Source organism: Glaciecola sp. G7-5 (assembly GCF_055808975.1).
Map to the genome: position 1 here is coordinate 4,985,712 of NZ_CM147892.1, position 14,483 is coordinate 5,000,194.

The 14,483-nt window shown below is 42.6% G+C and carries 8 protein-coding genes, 1 tRNA gene and 1 pseudogene; all 10 read right to left on the bottom strand.

All coding sequences use genetic code 11. The annotated features are described in order from the left end of the window. Window positions 1-197 precede the first annotated feature (197 nt). Complete coding sequence (gene rpoC, locus AC0L6H_RS21930) at window positions 198-4,409, bottom strand: DNA-directed RNA polymerase subunit beta' (protein ID WP_473391564.1); 4,212 nt, start codon at window positions 4,407-4,409, stop codon at window positions 198-200. A gap of 122 nt (window positions 4,410-4,531) precedes the next feature. Beyond that, window positions 4,532-8,559, bottom strand: a pseudogene (rpoB, locus tag AC0L6H_RS21935) (DNA-directed RNA polymerase subunit beta). Between the two features lie 338 nt (window positions 8,560-8,897). Next, the gene (gene rplL, locus AC0L6H_RS21940) at window positions 8,898-9,269 is read right to left on the bottom strand and encodes a 50S ribosomal protein L7/L12 (RefSeq protein ID WP_473391566.1); all 372 of its coding nucleotides are present in this window, start codon (window positions 9,267-9,269) and stop codon (window positions 8,898-8,900) included. A gap of 53 nt (window positions 9,270-9,322) precedes the next feature. Continuing rightward, window positions 9,323-9,841 carry a 50S ribosomal protein L10 gene (gene rplJ, locus AC0L6H_RS21945; RefSeq protein ID WP_473391567.1) on the bottom strand — a complete coding sequence of 173 codons (519 nt, stop codon included), beginning with the start codon at window positions 9,839-9,841 and terminating at the stop codon, window positions 9,323-9,325. A 339-nt stretch (window positions 9,842-10,180) separates the two neighbouring features. Further along, on the bottom strand, window positions 10,181-10,879 hold the full coding sequence (gene rplA, locus AC0L6H_RS21950) for a 50S ribosomal protein L1 (RefSeq protein WP_473391568.1): 699 nt from the start codon (window positions 10,877-10,879) through the stop codon (window positions 10,181-10,183). A 4-nt stretch (window positions 10,880-10,883) separates the two neighbouring features. Continuing rightward, entirely contained in the window at window positions 10,884-11,312 is a 429-nt protein-coding gene (gene rplK, locus AC0L6H_RS21955) for a 50S ribosomal protein L11 (protein WP_473391570.1), read from the bottom strand. A gap of 373 nt (window positions 11,313-11,685) precedes the next feature. Continuing rightward, a complete protein-coding gene (gene nusG, locus AC0L6H_RS21960; RefSeq protein WP_473391571.1) occupies window positions 11,686-12,222 on the bottom strand; it encodes a transcription termination/antitermination protein NusG in 537 nt (178 codons plus the stop codon). 3 nt (window positions 12,223-12,225) lie between these two features. Beyond that, on the bottom strand, window positions 12,226-12,603 hold the full coding sequence (gene secE, locus AC0L6H_RS21965) for a preprotein translocase subunit SecE (RefSeq protein WP_473391573.1): 378 nt from the start codon (window positions 12,601-12,603) through the stop codon (window positions 12,226-12,228). A gap of 57 nt (window positions 12,604-12,660) precedes the next feature. Continuing rightward, a tRNA-Trp gene (locus AC0L6H_RS21970) sits at window positions 12,661-12,737 on the bottom strand. A gap of 204 nt (window positions 12,738-12,941) precedes the next feature. Continuing rightward, window positions 12,942-14,339: a sugar porter family MFS transporter gene (locus tag AC0L6H_RS21975; RefSeq protein ID WP_473391575.1), complete on the bottom strand. Its 1,398-nt coding sequence runs from the start codon at window positions 14,337-14,339 to the stop codon at window positions 12,942-12,944. Window positions 14,340-14,483 lie beyond the last annotated feature (144 nt).

Here is a 14,483-nt window from a genome sequence, read left to right on the forward strand (position 1 = left end):
AAGGTTATTTATTATAGCCTTGGGTTTGCTCTTCTAGCGGGTGCTATACCTGTTTAGATAGAAAAGGATGTATCTAGCGCTGACGACGAAAGGAGCTGAGTAATTAAGCTCACATCTAGGTTAACGCTTTCTACAAATAGCAGACATAAAAAAACGAGGCAATTGCCTCGTTTTTTATTGCCTAGTGAAAACCCAAATTACTCTGAGTCTTCACCTGCATTCAGCGCTTCTGAAAGTTGCGCTTGGGCTTCATCAGCAGATACTGATATCGCCGCAGCTTCTTCTCTCATTGCAGCTTTGCGTGCTGTACGTTTTTGATGGTAAGCAAAACCAGTACCAGCAGGTATTAGTCGACCAACAATAACGTTTTCTTTCAGGCCACGTAAGTCGTCTTCTTTTCCTTGAACCGCGGCTTCTGTAAGCACGCGAGTCGTTTCTTGGAAAGATGCCGCAGATATAAATGATTCTGTCGACAACGACGCTTTAGTAATACCCAAGAGCTGTATTTCATAAGTCGCTGGGATTTTACCCTGCTTCTCTAGCTCACGGTTAGCAATCTTAACTTGTGCTACCTCAACCTGCTCACCTTCAAGCAAGTTACTGTCACCAGCGTAAGTAATCATGCACTTGCGAAGCATTTGTCTAATGACAACTTCGATATGCTTATCGTTAATTTTTACACCTTGTAAGCGGTAAACTTCTTGTACTTCGTTAACGATATAGTTAGCGACTGCACTTACACCGCGCAAACGCAAGATATCATGTGGAGACTCAGGTCCGTCAGAAACAACTTCACCTTTCTCTACTGATTCACCTTCAAACACGTTAAGTTGACGCCATTTCTGGATCATCTCTTCGTAAGCACCGTTTGCATTTAAGCTAACGCTAAGTTTCTCTTTGCTATCGGCTTTAGGCGTAATCGTTAAGCGTTTCTTACTCTTCGTTTCGTTACCAAAACCAATAACACCCGAAATTTCAGCCAGTATTGCAGGCTCTTTCGGCTTACGTGCTTCAAACAAGTCAGCAACACGAGGTAGACCACCGGTAATATCACGCGTCTTCGAGCTTTCTTGAGGTATACGAGCAAGTACATCACCTTCTTGTGCCGTCTTACCGTCAATCGCTTCAATCGTTGTAAAGCTTGGTAAACGAATCTCTTGCAATGCACCGCCGTCACTTTCAAGAATTAGCTTAGGCTCTTTCGCATTAGCCTTAGACAAATCTTTAACAACAACACGTGCAATACCTGTGAGATCATCGGTTTGTGTTTCAGTGTTTGTATCATCAATGTCAGCAAAGGTGATCTTAGATACACGCTCTGTCACGATTGGGTGACTATGCGGGTCCCAAGCTGCCACGATGTCACCGGCAGCTATGCCTGCGCCATCATCAACCGACAATATTGCGCCGTAAGGTAATTTATAACGCTCTTTCTCGCGACCTTGATCATCAATAATAGTCAATTCACTTGAACGCGAAACAATAACAAGTTTGCTATCGGTGTTACGAACAGTTTTAGCGTTATGAAGTTTCAATGTACCGGTTGTTTTAACTTGTACGTTGTTTTCAGCTGATGCTCTAGATGCAGCACCACCGATGTGGAAAGTACGCATCGTAAGCTGTGTGCCTGGCTCACCAATTGATTGGGCAGCAATAACACCAACAGACTCACCAGAACCGACCATGTGGCCACGTGCTAGGTCACGACCGTAACAATTAGCACAAACACCGTGGTCGTTATCACAAGTGATAACAGAACGAACAATAATTTCATCAACTGAATTGGCTTCAAGCATGTCTACCAATTGTTCGTCGAGCAATACATTACGCTCAACAAGTACAACGGTCTTGGTGCCTGGTTTAATAACATCTTTAGCAACTACTCGACCAAGTACACGCTCACGCAATGGCTCAACAACATCACCACCTTCAATTAGCGGCTTCATTACAACACCTTCGAAGGTGCCGCAATCGTCGTTGGTAATAACCAAATCTTGTGCAACGTCAACCAGACGACGAGTTAAGTAACCCGAGTTAGCTGTTTTAAGTGCCGTATCGGCCAAGCCTTTACGCGCACCGTGAGTAGAAATAAAGTACTGTTGTACGTTTAGACCTTCTCGGAAGTTAGCAATAATAGGCGTCTCAATGATTGAACCATCTGGTTTAGCCATTAGACCACGCATACCTGCTAACTGACGAATCTGTGCGGGGCTACCACGAGCGCCAGAATCGGCCATCATGTACACTGAGTTGAACGACTGTTGTTGTTCTTCCTCACCGTCACGGTTTATAACCGTTTCAACTTTTAAGTTATCCATCATCGCTTTAGCGACTTTATCATTGGCCGTTGACCAAATATCGATAACTTTATTGTAACGCTCACCAGCGGTAACAAGACCACCATTGAACTGCTCTTGAATCTCAATTACTTCTGCTTCTGCAGCGGCAACAAGTTCTTTTTTGGCCTCAGGGATAACCATGTCATCGATACCAACCGACGCACCAGCAATCATTGCATAATGGAAACCGGTATACATGATTTGGTCAGCTGCGATAACCGTATCTTTAAGACCAAGCGTACGATAACAAGCGTTCAACAAGTTTGAAATTTGCTTTTTACCCATGGCTTGGTTGATGATTTCAAAAGGCAACCCTTTTGGTAACATCAAAGAGAAAATTGCGCGCCCAACCGTTGTGTCAGTTAAGGTTACTTTTTCTACTTTGCTACCATCTTCAGCAACATCATATTCGGTAATACGTACTTTTACACGAGCATGCAATTCGGCATTCTCAGTGCGGTAGGCTTTTTCTGCTTCGTTCGGGCTGGTAAATACCATGCCTTCACCTTTACCATTCACGCGGTCACGCGTTAGGTAGTACAAGCCTAATACAACGTCCTGTGAAGGTACGATGATTGGCTCACCATTAGCAGGCGATAATATGTTGTTCGTCGACATCATCAACGCGCGAGACTCAAGTTGCGCCTCTATCGTCAATGGTACGTGAACAGCCATTTGGTCACCATCGAAGTCCGCATTATAAGCCGCACATACTAATGGGTGTAATTGAATCGCTTTACCTTCAATTAGGGTCGGTTCAAATGCTTGGATACCAAGTCTGTGTAGCGTTGGAGCACGGTTAAGCAGTACTGGATGTTCGCGAATAACTTCGTCTAAAACGTCCCATACTTCCGGTGCTTCACGTTCAACTAACTTCTTAGCAGCTTTAATAGTAGTCGCTAAACCACGACCTTCTAACTTTCCGTATATAAACGGCTTGAATAACTCAAGTGCCATTTTCTTAGGTAGGCCGCACTGATGTAAACGTAGTGTAGGACCTACGGTAATAACCGAACGACCAGAATAATCAACACGTTTACCTAGTAAGTTTTGACGGAAACGACCTTGCTTACCTTTTATCATGTCAGCAAGTGATTTAAGTGGACGCTTGTTAGAACCGGTAATTGCTCTGCCGCGACGACCGTTATCAAGTAGGGCATCAACTGCTTCTTGCAACATACGCTTTTCGTTGCGTACGATAATGTCTGGCGCTGCTAAATCTAACAAACGTTTTAAACGGTTGTTACGGTTAATAACACGACGATACAAATCGTTCAAATCAGAGGTCGCAAAACGACCGCCATCTAGCGGTACTAATGGACGCAGTTCTGGAGGTAATACGGGTAATACAGTCAAAATCATCCACTCAGGCTTGTTGCCAGACTGCTGGAAAGATTCTAATAGTTTTAAACGCTTTGTAATTTTCTTACGTTTTGTCTCAGAAGTAACACTAGGTAACTCTTCGCGCATTGCAGCAACATCTGCATCAACGTCAAGGGCTTTTAGCAGTTCAAATACGGCTTCTGCACCCATTTTTGCTTCAAACTCATCGCCATGTTCTTCTAATGAATCAAGATATTCTTCTTCATTTAACAAGCTACCTTGCACAAGCTCGGTCATGCCAGGTTCAGTTACTACGTATGACTCAAAATAAAGAACGCGTTCGATATCACGTAAAGTCATATCTAGCATTAAGCCAATTCTTGACGGTAGTGATTTAAGGAACCAAATATGTGCCACTGGGCTTGCTAGCTCAATGTGGCCCATACGTTCACGACGTACTTTAGTTAAGGTAACTTCAACGCCACATTTTTCACAAATAACACCGCGGTGCTTAAGGCGCTTATACTTGCCGCATAAACACTCATAATCTTTTACCGGGCCGAAAATACGGGCGCAGAAAAGGCCGTCGCGCTCAGGTTTGAACGTACGGTAGTTAATTGTTTCAGGTTTTTTAACTTCACCAAATGACCAAGAACGAACTTGATCAGGTGATGCAAGACCGATTTTGATATTATCAAATTCTTCAGTCTTGTTTTGTTGTTTAATAAACTTTAATAAGTCTTTCACATTTCTCTCCCAACGGAGTTTGTATTACCAGCCCTGTTTCGTTTACCCGCTTTATTCACGAATCAACTAACAGGGCTAACCTGTAGATTTGCTAGGCTTTTTCAAGCACTTGTTAGCGCGGCCTACTGTTCTTCAAGTTCAATGTTGATACCCAATGAACGGATTTCTTTCAACAATACGTTGAACGACTCTGGCATGCCAGGCTCCATTCTGTGGTCGCCGTCAACAATGTTTTTATACATTTTAGTACGGCCATTCACGTCATCAGACTTAACAGTGAGCATTTCTTGTAAGGTATACGCAGCACCGTATGCTTCAAGTGCCCATACTTCCATCTCACCGAAGCGCTGACCACCAAACTGTGCTTTACCACCAAGAGGTTGCTGTGTAACAAGACTGTACGAACCAGTAGAACGAGCATGCATTTTGTCGTCTACTAAGTGGTTTAGTTTCAGCATGTACATGTAACCAACCGTGACTGGACGTTCAAATGCACGCCCTGTACGACCATCAAACAAAGTAATCTGTCCTGAACGAGGAATATCTGCAAGTTCAAGCATGTCTTTGATTTCAGTTTCGTTGGCACCATCAAACACAGGAGTCGCAACCGGCACACCTTTTCGAAGGTTTTGTGCTAAGCGTTGTACTTCGTGGTCGCTAAACTCATCAATGTTAACTTCTTGATGTGACTTACCTAAGTTGTAAATTTCTTTAAGGAAACTACGCAACTTAGCCACTTCTTGGTGTTCTTTAACCATGCGGTCAATTTTCACGCCCAAGCCGTGTGCAGCCATACCCAAGTGAGTTTCAAGGATTTGTCCAATGTTCATACGCGAAGGTACACCAAGCGGGTTAAGCACGATATCTACCGGCGTTCCGTTTGCATCATAAGGCATATCTTCTACTGGTTGAATCGCCGAGATAACACCTTTGTTACCATGACGTCCAGCCATTTTGTCACCCGGTTGAATACTACGTTTCACAGCCAAGTAAACTTTAACAATTTTCAGAACGCCAGGCGCTAAATCATCACCTTGGGTGATTTTGCGGCGCTTAGTTTCAAACTTCTTATCAAAGTCGTTTTTGATTTCTGAATATTGCTCAGCGTTTTGATCAAGTTCGTTTTGCGAATCTTCATCTTTAAGCGCGATATCAAACCATTTTTCACGTGGTAAACCGTCAAGTTTAGCTTGTTCAACACCTGACTTAAGAAGCAATGCATGTGCACGAGCAAAAATACCATCAGCTAGAATACCAAATTCATCGCCTAAGTCTTTTTTCACTTCACGCAGTTGCATGTCTTCAATTTCAAGTGCACGTTTGTCTTTCTCTACGCCATCACGGGTAAAGACTTGAACGTCAATAACCGTACCTGTTACTGAGTTAGGTACACGTAAAGAAGTATCTTTAACGTCTGACGCTTTTTCACCAAATATGGCTCTCAGAAGCTTCTCTTCTGGCGTAAGTTGAGTCTCACCCTTTGGAGTTACTTTACCGACTAATATGTCGCCGCCTTTAACTTCAGCACCAATATATACAACACCAGATTCATCAAGCTTACCAAGGGCAGATTCACCAACGTTTGGTATATCGCCACTGATTTCTTCTGGACCAAGCTTAGTATCACGAGCAATACAGCTAAGCTCTTGGATATGAATAGTCGTAAATCTATCTTCTTCTGCAACACGCTCAGAAATAAGAATTGAATCTTCGAAGTTATAACCATTCCAAGGCATAAATGCGATACGCATGTTCTGACCAAGCGCCAACTCACCTAAATCGGTAGACGGGCCATCAGCAAGTACATCACCAACTACAATGGGGTCACCCACGTTGCATGTTGGACGTTGGTTAATACAAGTGTTCTGGTTAGAACGGGTGTATTTTGTTAGGTTGTATATGTCGATACCCGCTTCGCCTGGTGTCATTTCGTCTTCGTTGACTTTAACAACAATGCGTGAGGCATCTACATAATCAATAGTTCCGCCGCGTTTCGCGACAACCGTTACACCAGAGTCAACTGCAACCGTTTTCTCCATACCGGTTCCCACTAAAGGCTTATCAGCTTTTAATGTTGGTACAGCTTGGCGTTGCATGTTTGAGCCCATTAGTGCCCGGTTAGCATCATCGTGTTCTAGGAACGGTATGATGCTGGCTGCTATCGATACTATTTGCTGTGGTGAAACGTCCATGTAAGAAATATCTTCTTTTTGGACAAGTACGTTTTCACCACGTTGACGACAAGCAATAAGGTCGTCAACAAGATTGTTTTTGTCATCAAGTGCCACGTTTGCTTGTGCAATCGCATATTGGCCTTCTTCTATTGCCGACAAATATTCTATTTCGTCAGTAACAGAGCCCTTGATAACTTTACGATAAGGCGTTTCTAAGAAACCGAAATCGTTAGTTCTGGCAAAGCTTGAAAGCGAGTTGATCAAACCAATGTTTGGACCTTCAGGCGTTTCGATAGGACATACACGACCATAGTGAGTTGGATGTACGTCACGAACTTCAAAGCCAGCACGTTCACGTGTTAAACCACCCGGGCCTAACGCAGAAATACGGCGTTTATGCGTAACTTCTGAAAGCGGGTTGTTTTGATCCATGAACTGAGATAATTGGCTTGAACCAAAGAACTCTTTAACTGCTGCTGAAATAGGCTTAGCGTTTATTAGGTCTTGCGGCATAATTGCATCAAGGTCACCTAAACTTAAGCGCTCTTTTACAGCACGCTCAACACGTACTAAACCAACACGGAATTGGTTTTCAGCCATTTCACCAACAGAACGAATACGACGGTTACCTAAGTGATCGATATCATCAACTTCGTCTTTACCGTCACGAATAGTGATAAGCTGCTGCATAACTGCAACAATATCTTCTTTCGAAAGGGTACCTGAACCCGTTGATTCTTCGCGACCTATACGACGGTTGAACTTCATACGTCCAACTGCAGATAAGTCATATCTATCTTCAGAGAAGAACAAGTTGTCGAACAAGTTTTCAGCCGCGTCTTTAGTGGGTGGTTCCCCAGGACGCATCATGCGGTATATTTCAACCAATGCTTCTAATTTGTTATTAGATGGGTCAACACTTACGGTATCAGAGATGTAAGAACCGTGGTCAAGCTCGTTGATGTAAAGTGTATTGAACACTTTAATGTCAGCAGCTTTTAACGATGTAAGTAGTTCAAGCGTTAATTCTTGGTTTGCTTCGGCAACAACTTCGCCTGTGCTCTCATCTACATAGCTCTTATCAAGTATTTTTCCTACCAAATATTCAGCAGGTACAACTAATTCTTTAATTTTTGCTTTTTCAAGTGAACGCGTGTGACGAGCCGAAATACGACGACCAGCCTCAACAATAACTTCACCCTTCTTGCCAACAATATCAAATTGGGCAGTTTCGCCGCGTAAACGATCAGGCACTACATCCATCATGTAGTTTTCGCCGTCAATGCGAACAGACACTTTATCAAAGAAACAATCGAGTATTTCTTCAGTACTCATGTCAAGTGCACGTAAAATAATGGTAGCCGGTAATTTACGACGACGATCTATACGTACAAACAAATTATCTTTGGGATCAAATTCAAAGTCTAACCAAGAACCACGGTAAGGAATAACACGTGCGTTATAAAGCACTTTTCCTGATGAGTGAGTCTTGCCTTTATCGTGATCAAAGAACACGCCAGGTGAACGATGTAGTTGAGATACGATTACACGCTCGGTACCGTTAATAACAAAAGTACCGTTGTCGGTCATCAATGGGATTTCGCCCATATAGACTTCTTGCTCTTTAATATCTTTTACAGTGCCTGGTGCTGCTTCTTTATCAAACAAGACAAGTCTTAGTTTGACGCGTAATGGCGCTGAATAGGTAACACCACGAATTTGACATTCTTTAACGTCAAAAACAGGCTCGCCTAAACGATAAGCTACATACTGTAATTCAGAATTACCTGAATAGCTTTTTATTGGAAATACCGATCTGAACGCAGACTCTAAACCATATTGGCCGTCGGGATCTTGCTCGATAAATTTCTTAAATGAATCCAGTTGTATTGAAAGAAGGTATGGAATTTCCAATACCTGCGGGCGCTTGCCAAAATCCTTACGGATACGTTTTTTTCACTATAAGAGTAAACCATGGGTTCCTCAGTCGACTGATTTTAGACCCAACCTGCTACACGACCGTCGGGTGGACGATTCTTTATGTGTAACAAACATCCAATGCCCTTTAACTGCCTGGGCGGTGACTCAAGTTTCTCAGAAATAAGACGATATAAAGTGATGTAACACTAAATAATGCCCTACAAAATCAAAAACTTGTACAACAATACCATGCAAAATATAAATCACAAATAAAGGGAGTAAATTTTGTGACTTACTTGCGCTTGATTTTTATAAATATATAGCGCAAAAAGGCTGATGATTAAAAATCATCAGCCTAGACCATTTTACCGGTCAGCAATTAGCAAAAAACTAATTACTTGATTTCAACTTCAGCGCCGGCTTCTTCAAGCGTCTTCTTAAGTTCTTCAGCTTCCGCTTTAGATACACCTTCTTTAATAGCTTTAGGTGCAGACTCTACTACGTCTTTAGCTTCTTTCAAGCCAAGACCGGTAGCGCCACGAACTGCTTTGATAACACCAACTTTAGCTGAACCGAAAGAAGTAAGAATTACGTCGAATTCTGTTTGTTCTTCTGCCGCTTCTGCTGCTACTGCTGGACCAGCTACAGCAACTGCTGCTTGTGCTGATACGCCGAATTTTTCTTCAGCTGCTTCAATCAATTCTACTAAGTCCATTACTGGCATCTCAGCGATTGCGTTTAATATATCTTCTTTTGTTAGAGCCATTTCTCTAAACTCCTGGGTATAATGTTAAAAATTCAAATTGCCAAAAAAACCAATTATTTAGTTTCTTTGATCGCCGCCAATACACGAGCAAACTTGGTAGGTATTTCGTTAACAGTTTGAACGAATTTCCCGACCGGTGCTTTGAAGGTAGCAAGTAATTGAGCTAATGCTTCGTCTCTTGTAGGTAGTGATGCTACTGCGTCCAACTTCTCTGGACCCATTAAACCATTACCAATCGTTAGTGCCGTTACATTCAACTTAGGATTTTTCTTTGCATAGTCTTTGAAAAGACGAGCCGCTGCACCAGGTGCATCGATAGAAAATCCATAAATTAATTGACCGGTTAACGCAGAGTCAATATCAGCAAACTTACTGTCGGCTAAAGCGCGTTTAGCAAGGGTGTTTCTGATAACTTTCAGATATACGCCTTGTGCACGAGCTTGAACACGAAGTTCAGTAAGATCAGCTACTTCCATACCACGGTATTCAGCGACGGCAACAGATAGAGCACGAGATGCGACATCGGATACTTCCGCTACGATCTCTTTTTTTGCTGCTAAGCCTAGTGCCACTGAGTTCACCTTTTTTTAATATCTGCTATTTGTTGTACCTTCGTACGCCATTTAGCAGGATTACAGATAGATACATTCGCATATTGCTTAATTGCGTTTGTACCGCTCTACGGTGTTCATTTCCCAGAGAGTCTGGGTTGAATTCACCATCTGCGCAGGTACGAATTAAGAAATACATTTACCTTAAAATTTAAGGTCGTAAAAGCTCTCTTACTTCTTTTACTGTACTTCGCCTGCGGTCTTGGACGGGAGCTGCAATTTGTTTGGTAAAGGTTGTACACAACACATTACCTAATTAAATCCAGCTCCAACCCACAACCTTTTACAAGAGAAAGTCGCTTAAACTTGTGTTAGCGTACTTTGGTCTACAGTTACACCTGCGCCCATCGTAGTGCTTAAGCTTACTTTTTTGATATATGTGCCTTTAGCAGAACTTGGCTTGGCTTTACGCAAAGCGTCCATTAGTGCTTCAAGGTTTTCTCTAATTGAACCTGCTTCAAACGAGATTTTTCCAATGCTCGCATGAATAATGCCGTTCTTGTCGTTACGATATCTAACCTGACCCGCTTTAGCGTTTTTAACTGCTGTTGCTACGTCTGGTGTAACGGTACCCGTTTTAGGGTTAGGCATAAGGCCACGTGGACCTAAGATTTGACCTAATTGACCAACCACACGCATTGCGTCAGGGCTAGCAACTACTACGTCAAAGTTCATTTCGCCTTTTTTCACTAGCTCAGCTAAGTCTTCCATACCAACGATGTCAGCACCGGCTTCTTTAGCAGCTTCGGCGTTTGCGCCTTGTGTGAAAACAGCAACACGAACGTCTTTACCAGTACCGTTTGGTAGCACAGTTGCGCCACGAACGTTTTGGTCAGATTTACGTGCATCAATGCCTAAGTTGACGGCAACGTCAATGCTTTCAGCAAACTTTGCAGTAGCAAATTCTTTTAATAAAGCAATCGCTTCATCAAATTCGTATTCTTTAGTACCGCTTACTTTTTCAGCAATGGCACGAGCGCGTTTTGATAATTTAGCCATCGTCTTATCCTTCTACCTTTAAGCCCATACTACGAGCAGAACCCGCGATGGTGTTAACAGCCGCATCCATATCAGCAGCAGTCAAATCTGGTTCTTTAGTTGTTGCAATTTCTTCTAACTGCGCACGCGTTACCGTTCCCACTTTTTCAGTGTTAGGACGGCCAGAACCACTCTTAATACCAGCAGCTTTCTTAAGCAAATAAGAAGCAGGTGGTGTTTTAGTTTCGAAGGTAAAAGAACGATCTTCGTATACCGTAATAACAACCGGTACCGGAGCGCCTTTTTCTAATGCTTCTGTTTTCGCGTTAAACGCTTTACAGAATTCCATGATATTCACACCATGTTGACCAAGTGCTGGACCAACTGGAGGACTTGGGTTTGCTGAACCTGCAGCAACCTGTAGCTTAATTAAGCCTGAGACTTTCTTCGCCATTGTATTTATTCTCTATTTTGTGGGTCTAACGCCTTGAAGATACAAGAGAATATCTCCGTCAAAGGCTCCCCGTCATAAAAAAGGGCGCAAATTGTATGCTTTAGCGCGCACAAATGCAACCATAGATTGCTATTATTTAAGCAATTGAGCTATTTTTGTTGTGTTTAGTGTATAAAAAGCCTAAGTACGCTAAACAGCGCGGAAGTGTACAGAGGATTGGCGCGTAAATATACTCTTATTTTGACTTTTTAATAATTGATAAAAATGCCCATCAATACCCAATACTAAAAGCAAATGCTATAGGCATAAAAAAACCTGAATCCGCTGAAGGTATCCAGGTTTTTTTGTCCGGCTAAGCTGGCTTAACGACTAATTAGCCTTTCTCAACTTGACTAAATTCTAGTTCTACCGGCGTTGAACGACCAAATATCAATACAGACACTTTCAAGCGGCTTTTCTCGTAGTCGACTTCTTCGACCATGCCGTTGAAGTCAGCAAATGGACCGTCAGTAACACGAACAGCTTCGCCTGGCTCAAACAAGGTTTTAGGTTTAGGCTTATCAACACCCTCTTCTAAACGATTAAGGATTGCGTCGGCTTCTCTTTGCGTGATTGGCATTGGACGGTCAGATGTGCCACCAATAAAGCCTAATACACGGGGAATACTTTTTACTAAATGCCATGAATCTTCATTCATTTCCATTTCAACTAACACGTAGCCTGGGAAAAACTTTCTTTCAGACTTGCGCTTTTGACCTGCGCGCATCTCAACGATTTCTTCAGTGGGCACAAGAATCTCGCCAAAATAGTCTTCCATGGCGTGCATCTTAATATATTCTTCTAAGGTCTTTTTTACGCGTCCTTCATATTGCGAAAACGCTTGTACTACATACCACTTCTTATCGGCCATAGTTTATGCTCCAATACCGGTGACTAATCCTACTACCCATACAATAATCATGTCGATGAAATACAACAATAGACCAACAACTGCAGTAGCCGCTAAAATAACCAAGGTCATACGTACAACTTCTTGACGTGTTGGCCATACTACTTTTCTGACTTCGATTCGAGCATCTTTAGCAAAGCCTAAAAAAGCCTTACCTTTGAAGGTAGACGCTGCAATGAAACCTGCAACGATGACGGTTGCAACGGCGCCAAGCGCACGATAAAGCACTGATACTTCTTCGTAAGTGGTGTACGCAAATACCAAACCAGCTAGCAAAATTGCAACTACAATCCATTTAATCAAATCCATTGGACTTGAAACGTTCTCTACCTTCTCGCTCATTAGTGTTACCTATAAAACATAACGTTAAAGTACGTTATTTTAAAAATTTTCGTCAAATGGCAGGGGTGGAGGGACTCGAACCCCCAACCATCGGTTTTGGAGACCGCTGCTCTACCAATTAGAGCTACACCCCTGTTGCTAAAATAGCTCACCATACGCTACCTTTCATGTAAGGTAGATGGTGTCTTTTTTTACACATTCAACAGTTACACTACCCTTGTGAAGTTGTCGGTCGTTCTTGGAATCGTCAGCGTCATAAGGGAGGGAGGCGTATTATACTTATGAAGCGCAAGGTTACAAGTAAAATATGCCCCAACTTTTATTTTCGCCTTTAACAATCAACCCTGCATACTTTCTAAGGTCTTGCCATTTGTTTCATGCACAAAGTAGATGACAAAAAAGACTGAGATTATGGCGCATATTGCATAAAAGCCATAAGCCCCTGCAAGGCCTATGCTGGTGAGCATAATTGGGAAGGTCATGGTGATTGCAAAGTTGCTTGTCCACTGGGCGATACCAGCAACCCCCAATCCTGAACCACGGATCTGATTTGGAAACATTTCACCCAACATTACCCACATTACCGGGCCCCATGACAAGTTAAAAAAGAAAACATAAGCATTGGCGCTAACTAAAGCCATTGTGCCTTTAGCGCCTAGATCTAAATTTCCTGTTAAAACATCGGTATCTGCACTGGCAAAAGCATAAACCATTAGCGATAGGGTCACTGCCATGCCAATTGAGCCTATTAATAAAAAAGGTTTGCGTCCAAATTTGTCGATCATCGAGATGGTAATTAAGCAGGCTAAGATACTAATGCCCGCGCCAATAATATTGGTGGTAAGCGCTTGAGCTTCCGTAAAACCTACCGCCTGCCATAAAATTGCACCATAATAAAAAATCACGTTTATCCCAACCAACTGTTGGAAGGTTGCCAAGCCAATACCCACCCAAACAATTTTGCGAACACGATTGCTTTGTTTATCTATTAAGTCGCTAAGTTTTGGTGTGCTTTGGGTTTCTAAACTCTGGCCAATGTCGGTAATTAATTCTTTACTTGCTTGTGCTCCAAATAAACGAGTGAGTACTTTGCTAGCTTCACTCTCTCGTTTGGCTAAGACCAAAAAGCGAGGACTTTCTGGAATAAGTAAAAGTAATAATAAAAATAATACTGCAGGGAAGAGCTCTATCCAAAACATCCAGCGCCATGCCTCGTATTCGAGCCAAAATTGCGTCGTTGACGAACCCGCCGCGTTTGCTAATAGGTAGTTGCTGATAAAGGCAATAAATAAACCGGTAATTATGGCAACTTGCTGAATCGTCGCTAAACGCCCGCGCATGCGAGCAGGCGCGATTTCACTAATATAAGCAGGCGTCATTACCGAAGCGGCGCCAACGGCCAGGCCACCTAAAATACGGTAAACCACAAATTCTACTGATGATTCAGCAATACCTGAACCCCAAGCGCTTATGATGAAGAGTAACGCGGTGACAAGAAGTACCTTACGGCGACCATATTTATCGGCAAGTGTGCCGGCAAAGAAGGCGCCAAACGCACAGCCCAACAGCATGCTGGCGACATTAAATCCTGTTCCTACTTGCTCTGAATTGAACGCAGATTGCAAGCCATCAATGGTGCCGTTAATTACGCCACTATCAAAACCAAATAAAAAACCACCAAGGGTCGCGACACAACTAATCAGGATGATCAGAGGAATATTTTCTTGAGACGTCATTTAACCGATTCTTATTTTTGATTACCCGAATCATAAATTATGTGAATATAATGTTGTTAATGTAAACAGTTTTCTTGATAAGCTACTTTTCCTAAGGGATCACGCAGAAATGTTCTTGTGCTACAAAAAGCTTATGTTTTAGGG

Bases quoted from the DNA above. Each gene is read 5' to 3' on its own strand.
- rplL (WP_473391566.1), bottom strand. From the start codon at position 9,269: ATGGCTCTAACAAAAGAAGATATATTAAACGCAATCGCTGAGATGCCA.
- AC0L6H_RS21975 (WP_473391575.1), bottom strand. From the start codon at position 14,339: ATGACGTCTCAAGAAAATATTCCTCTGATCATCCTGATTAGTTGTGTC.
- rplA (WP_473391568.1), bottom strand. From the start codon at position 10,879: ATGGCTAAATTATCAAAACGCGCTCGTGCCATTGCTGAAAAAGTAAGC.
- rplK (WP_473391570.1), bottom strand. From the start codon at position 11,312: ATGGCGAAGAAAGTCTCAGGCTTAATTAAGCTACAGGTTGCTGCAGGT.
- secE (WP_473391573.1), bottom strand. From the start codon at position 12,603: ATGAGCGAGAAGGTAGAGAACGTTTCAAGTCCAATGGATTTGATTAAA.
- nusG (WP_473391571.1), bottom strand. From the start codon at position 12,222: ATGGCCGATAAGAAGTGGTATGTAGTACAAGCGTTTTCGCAATATGAA.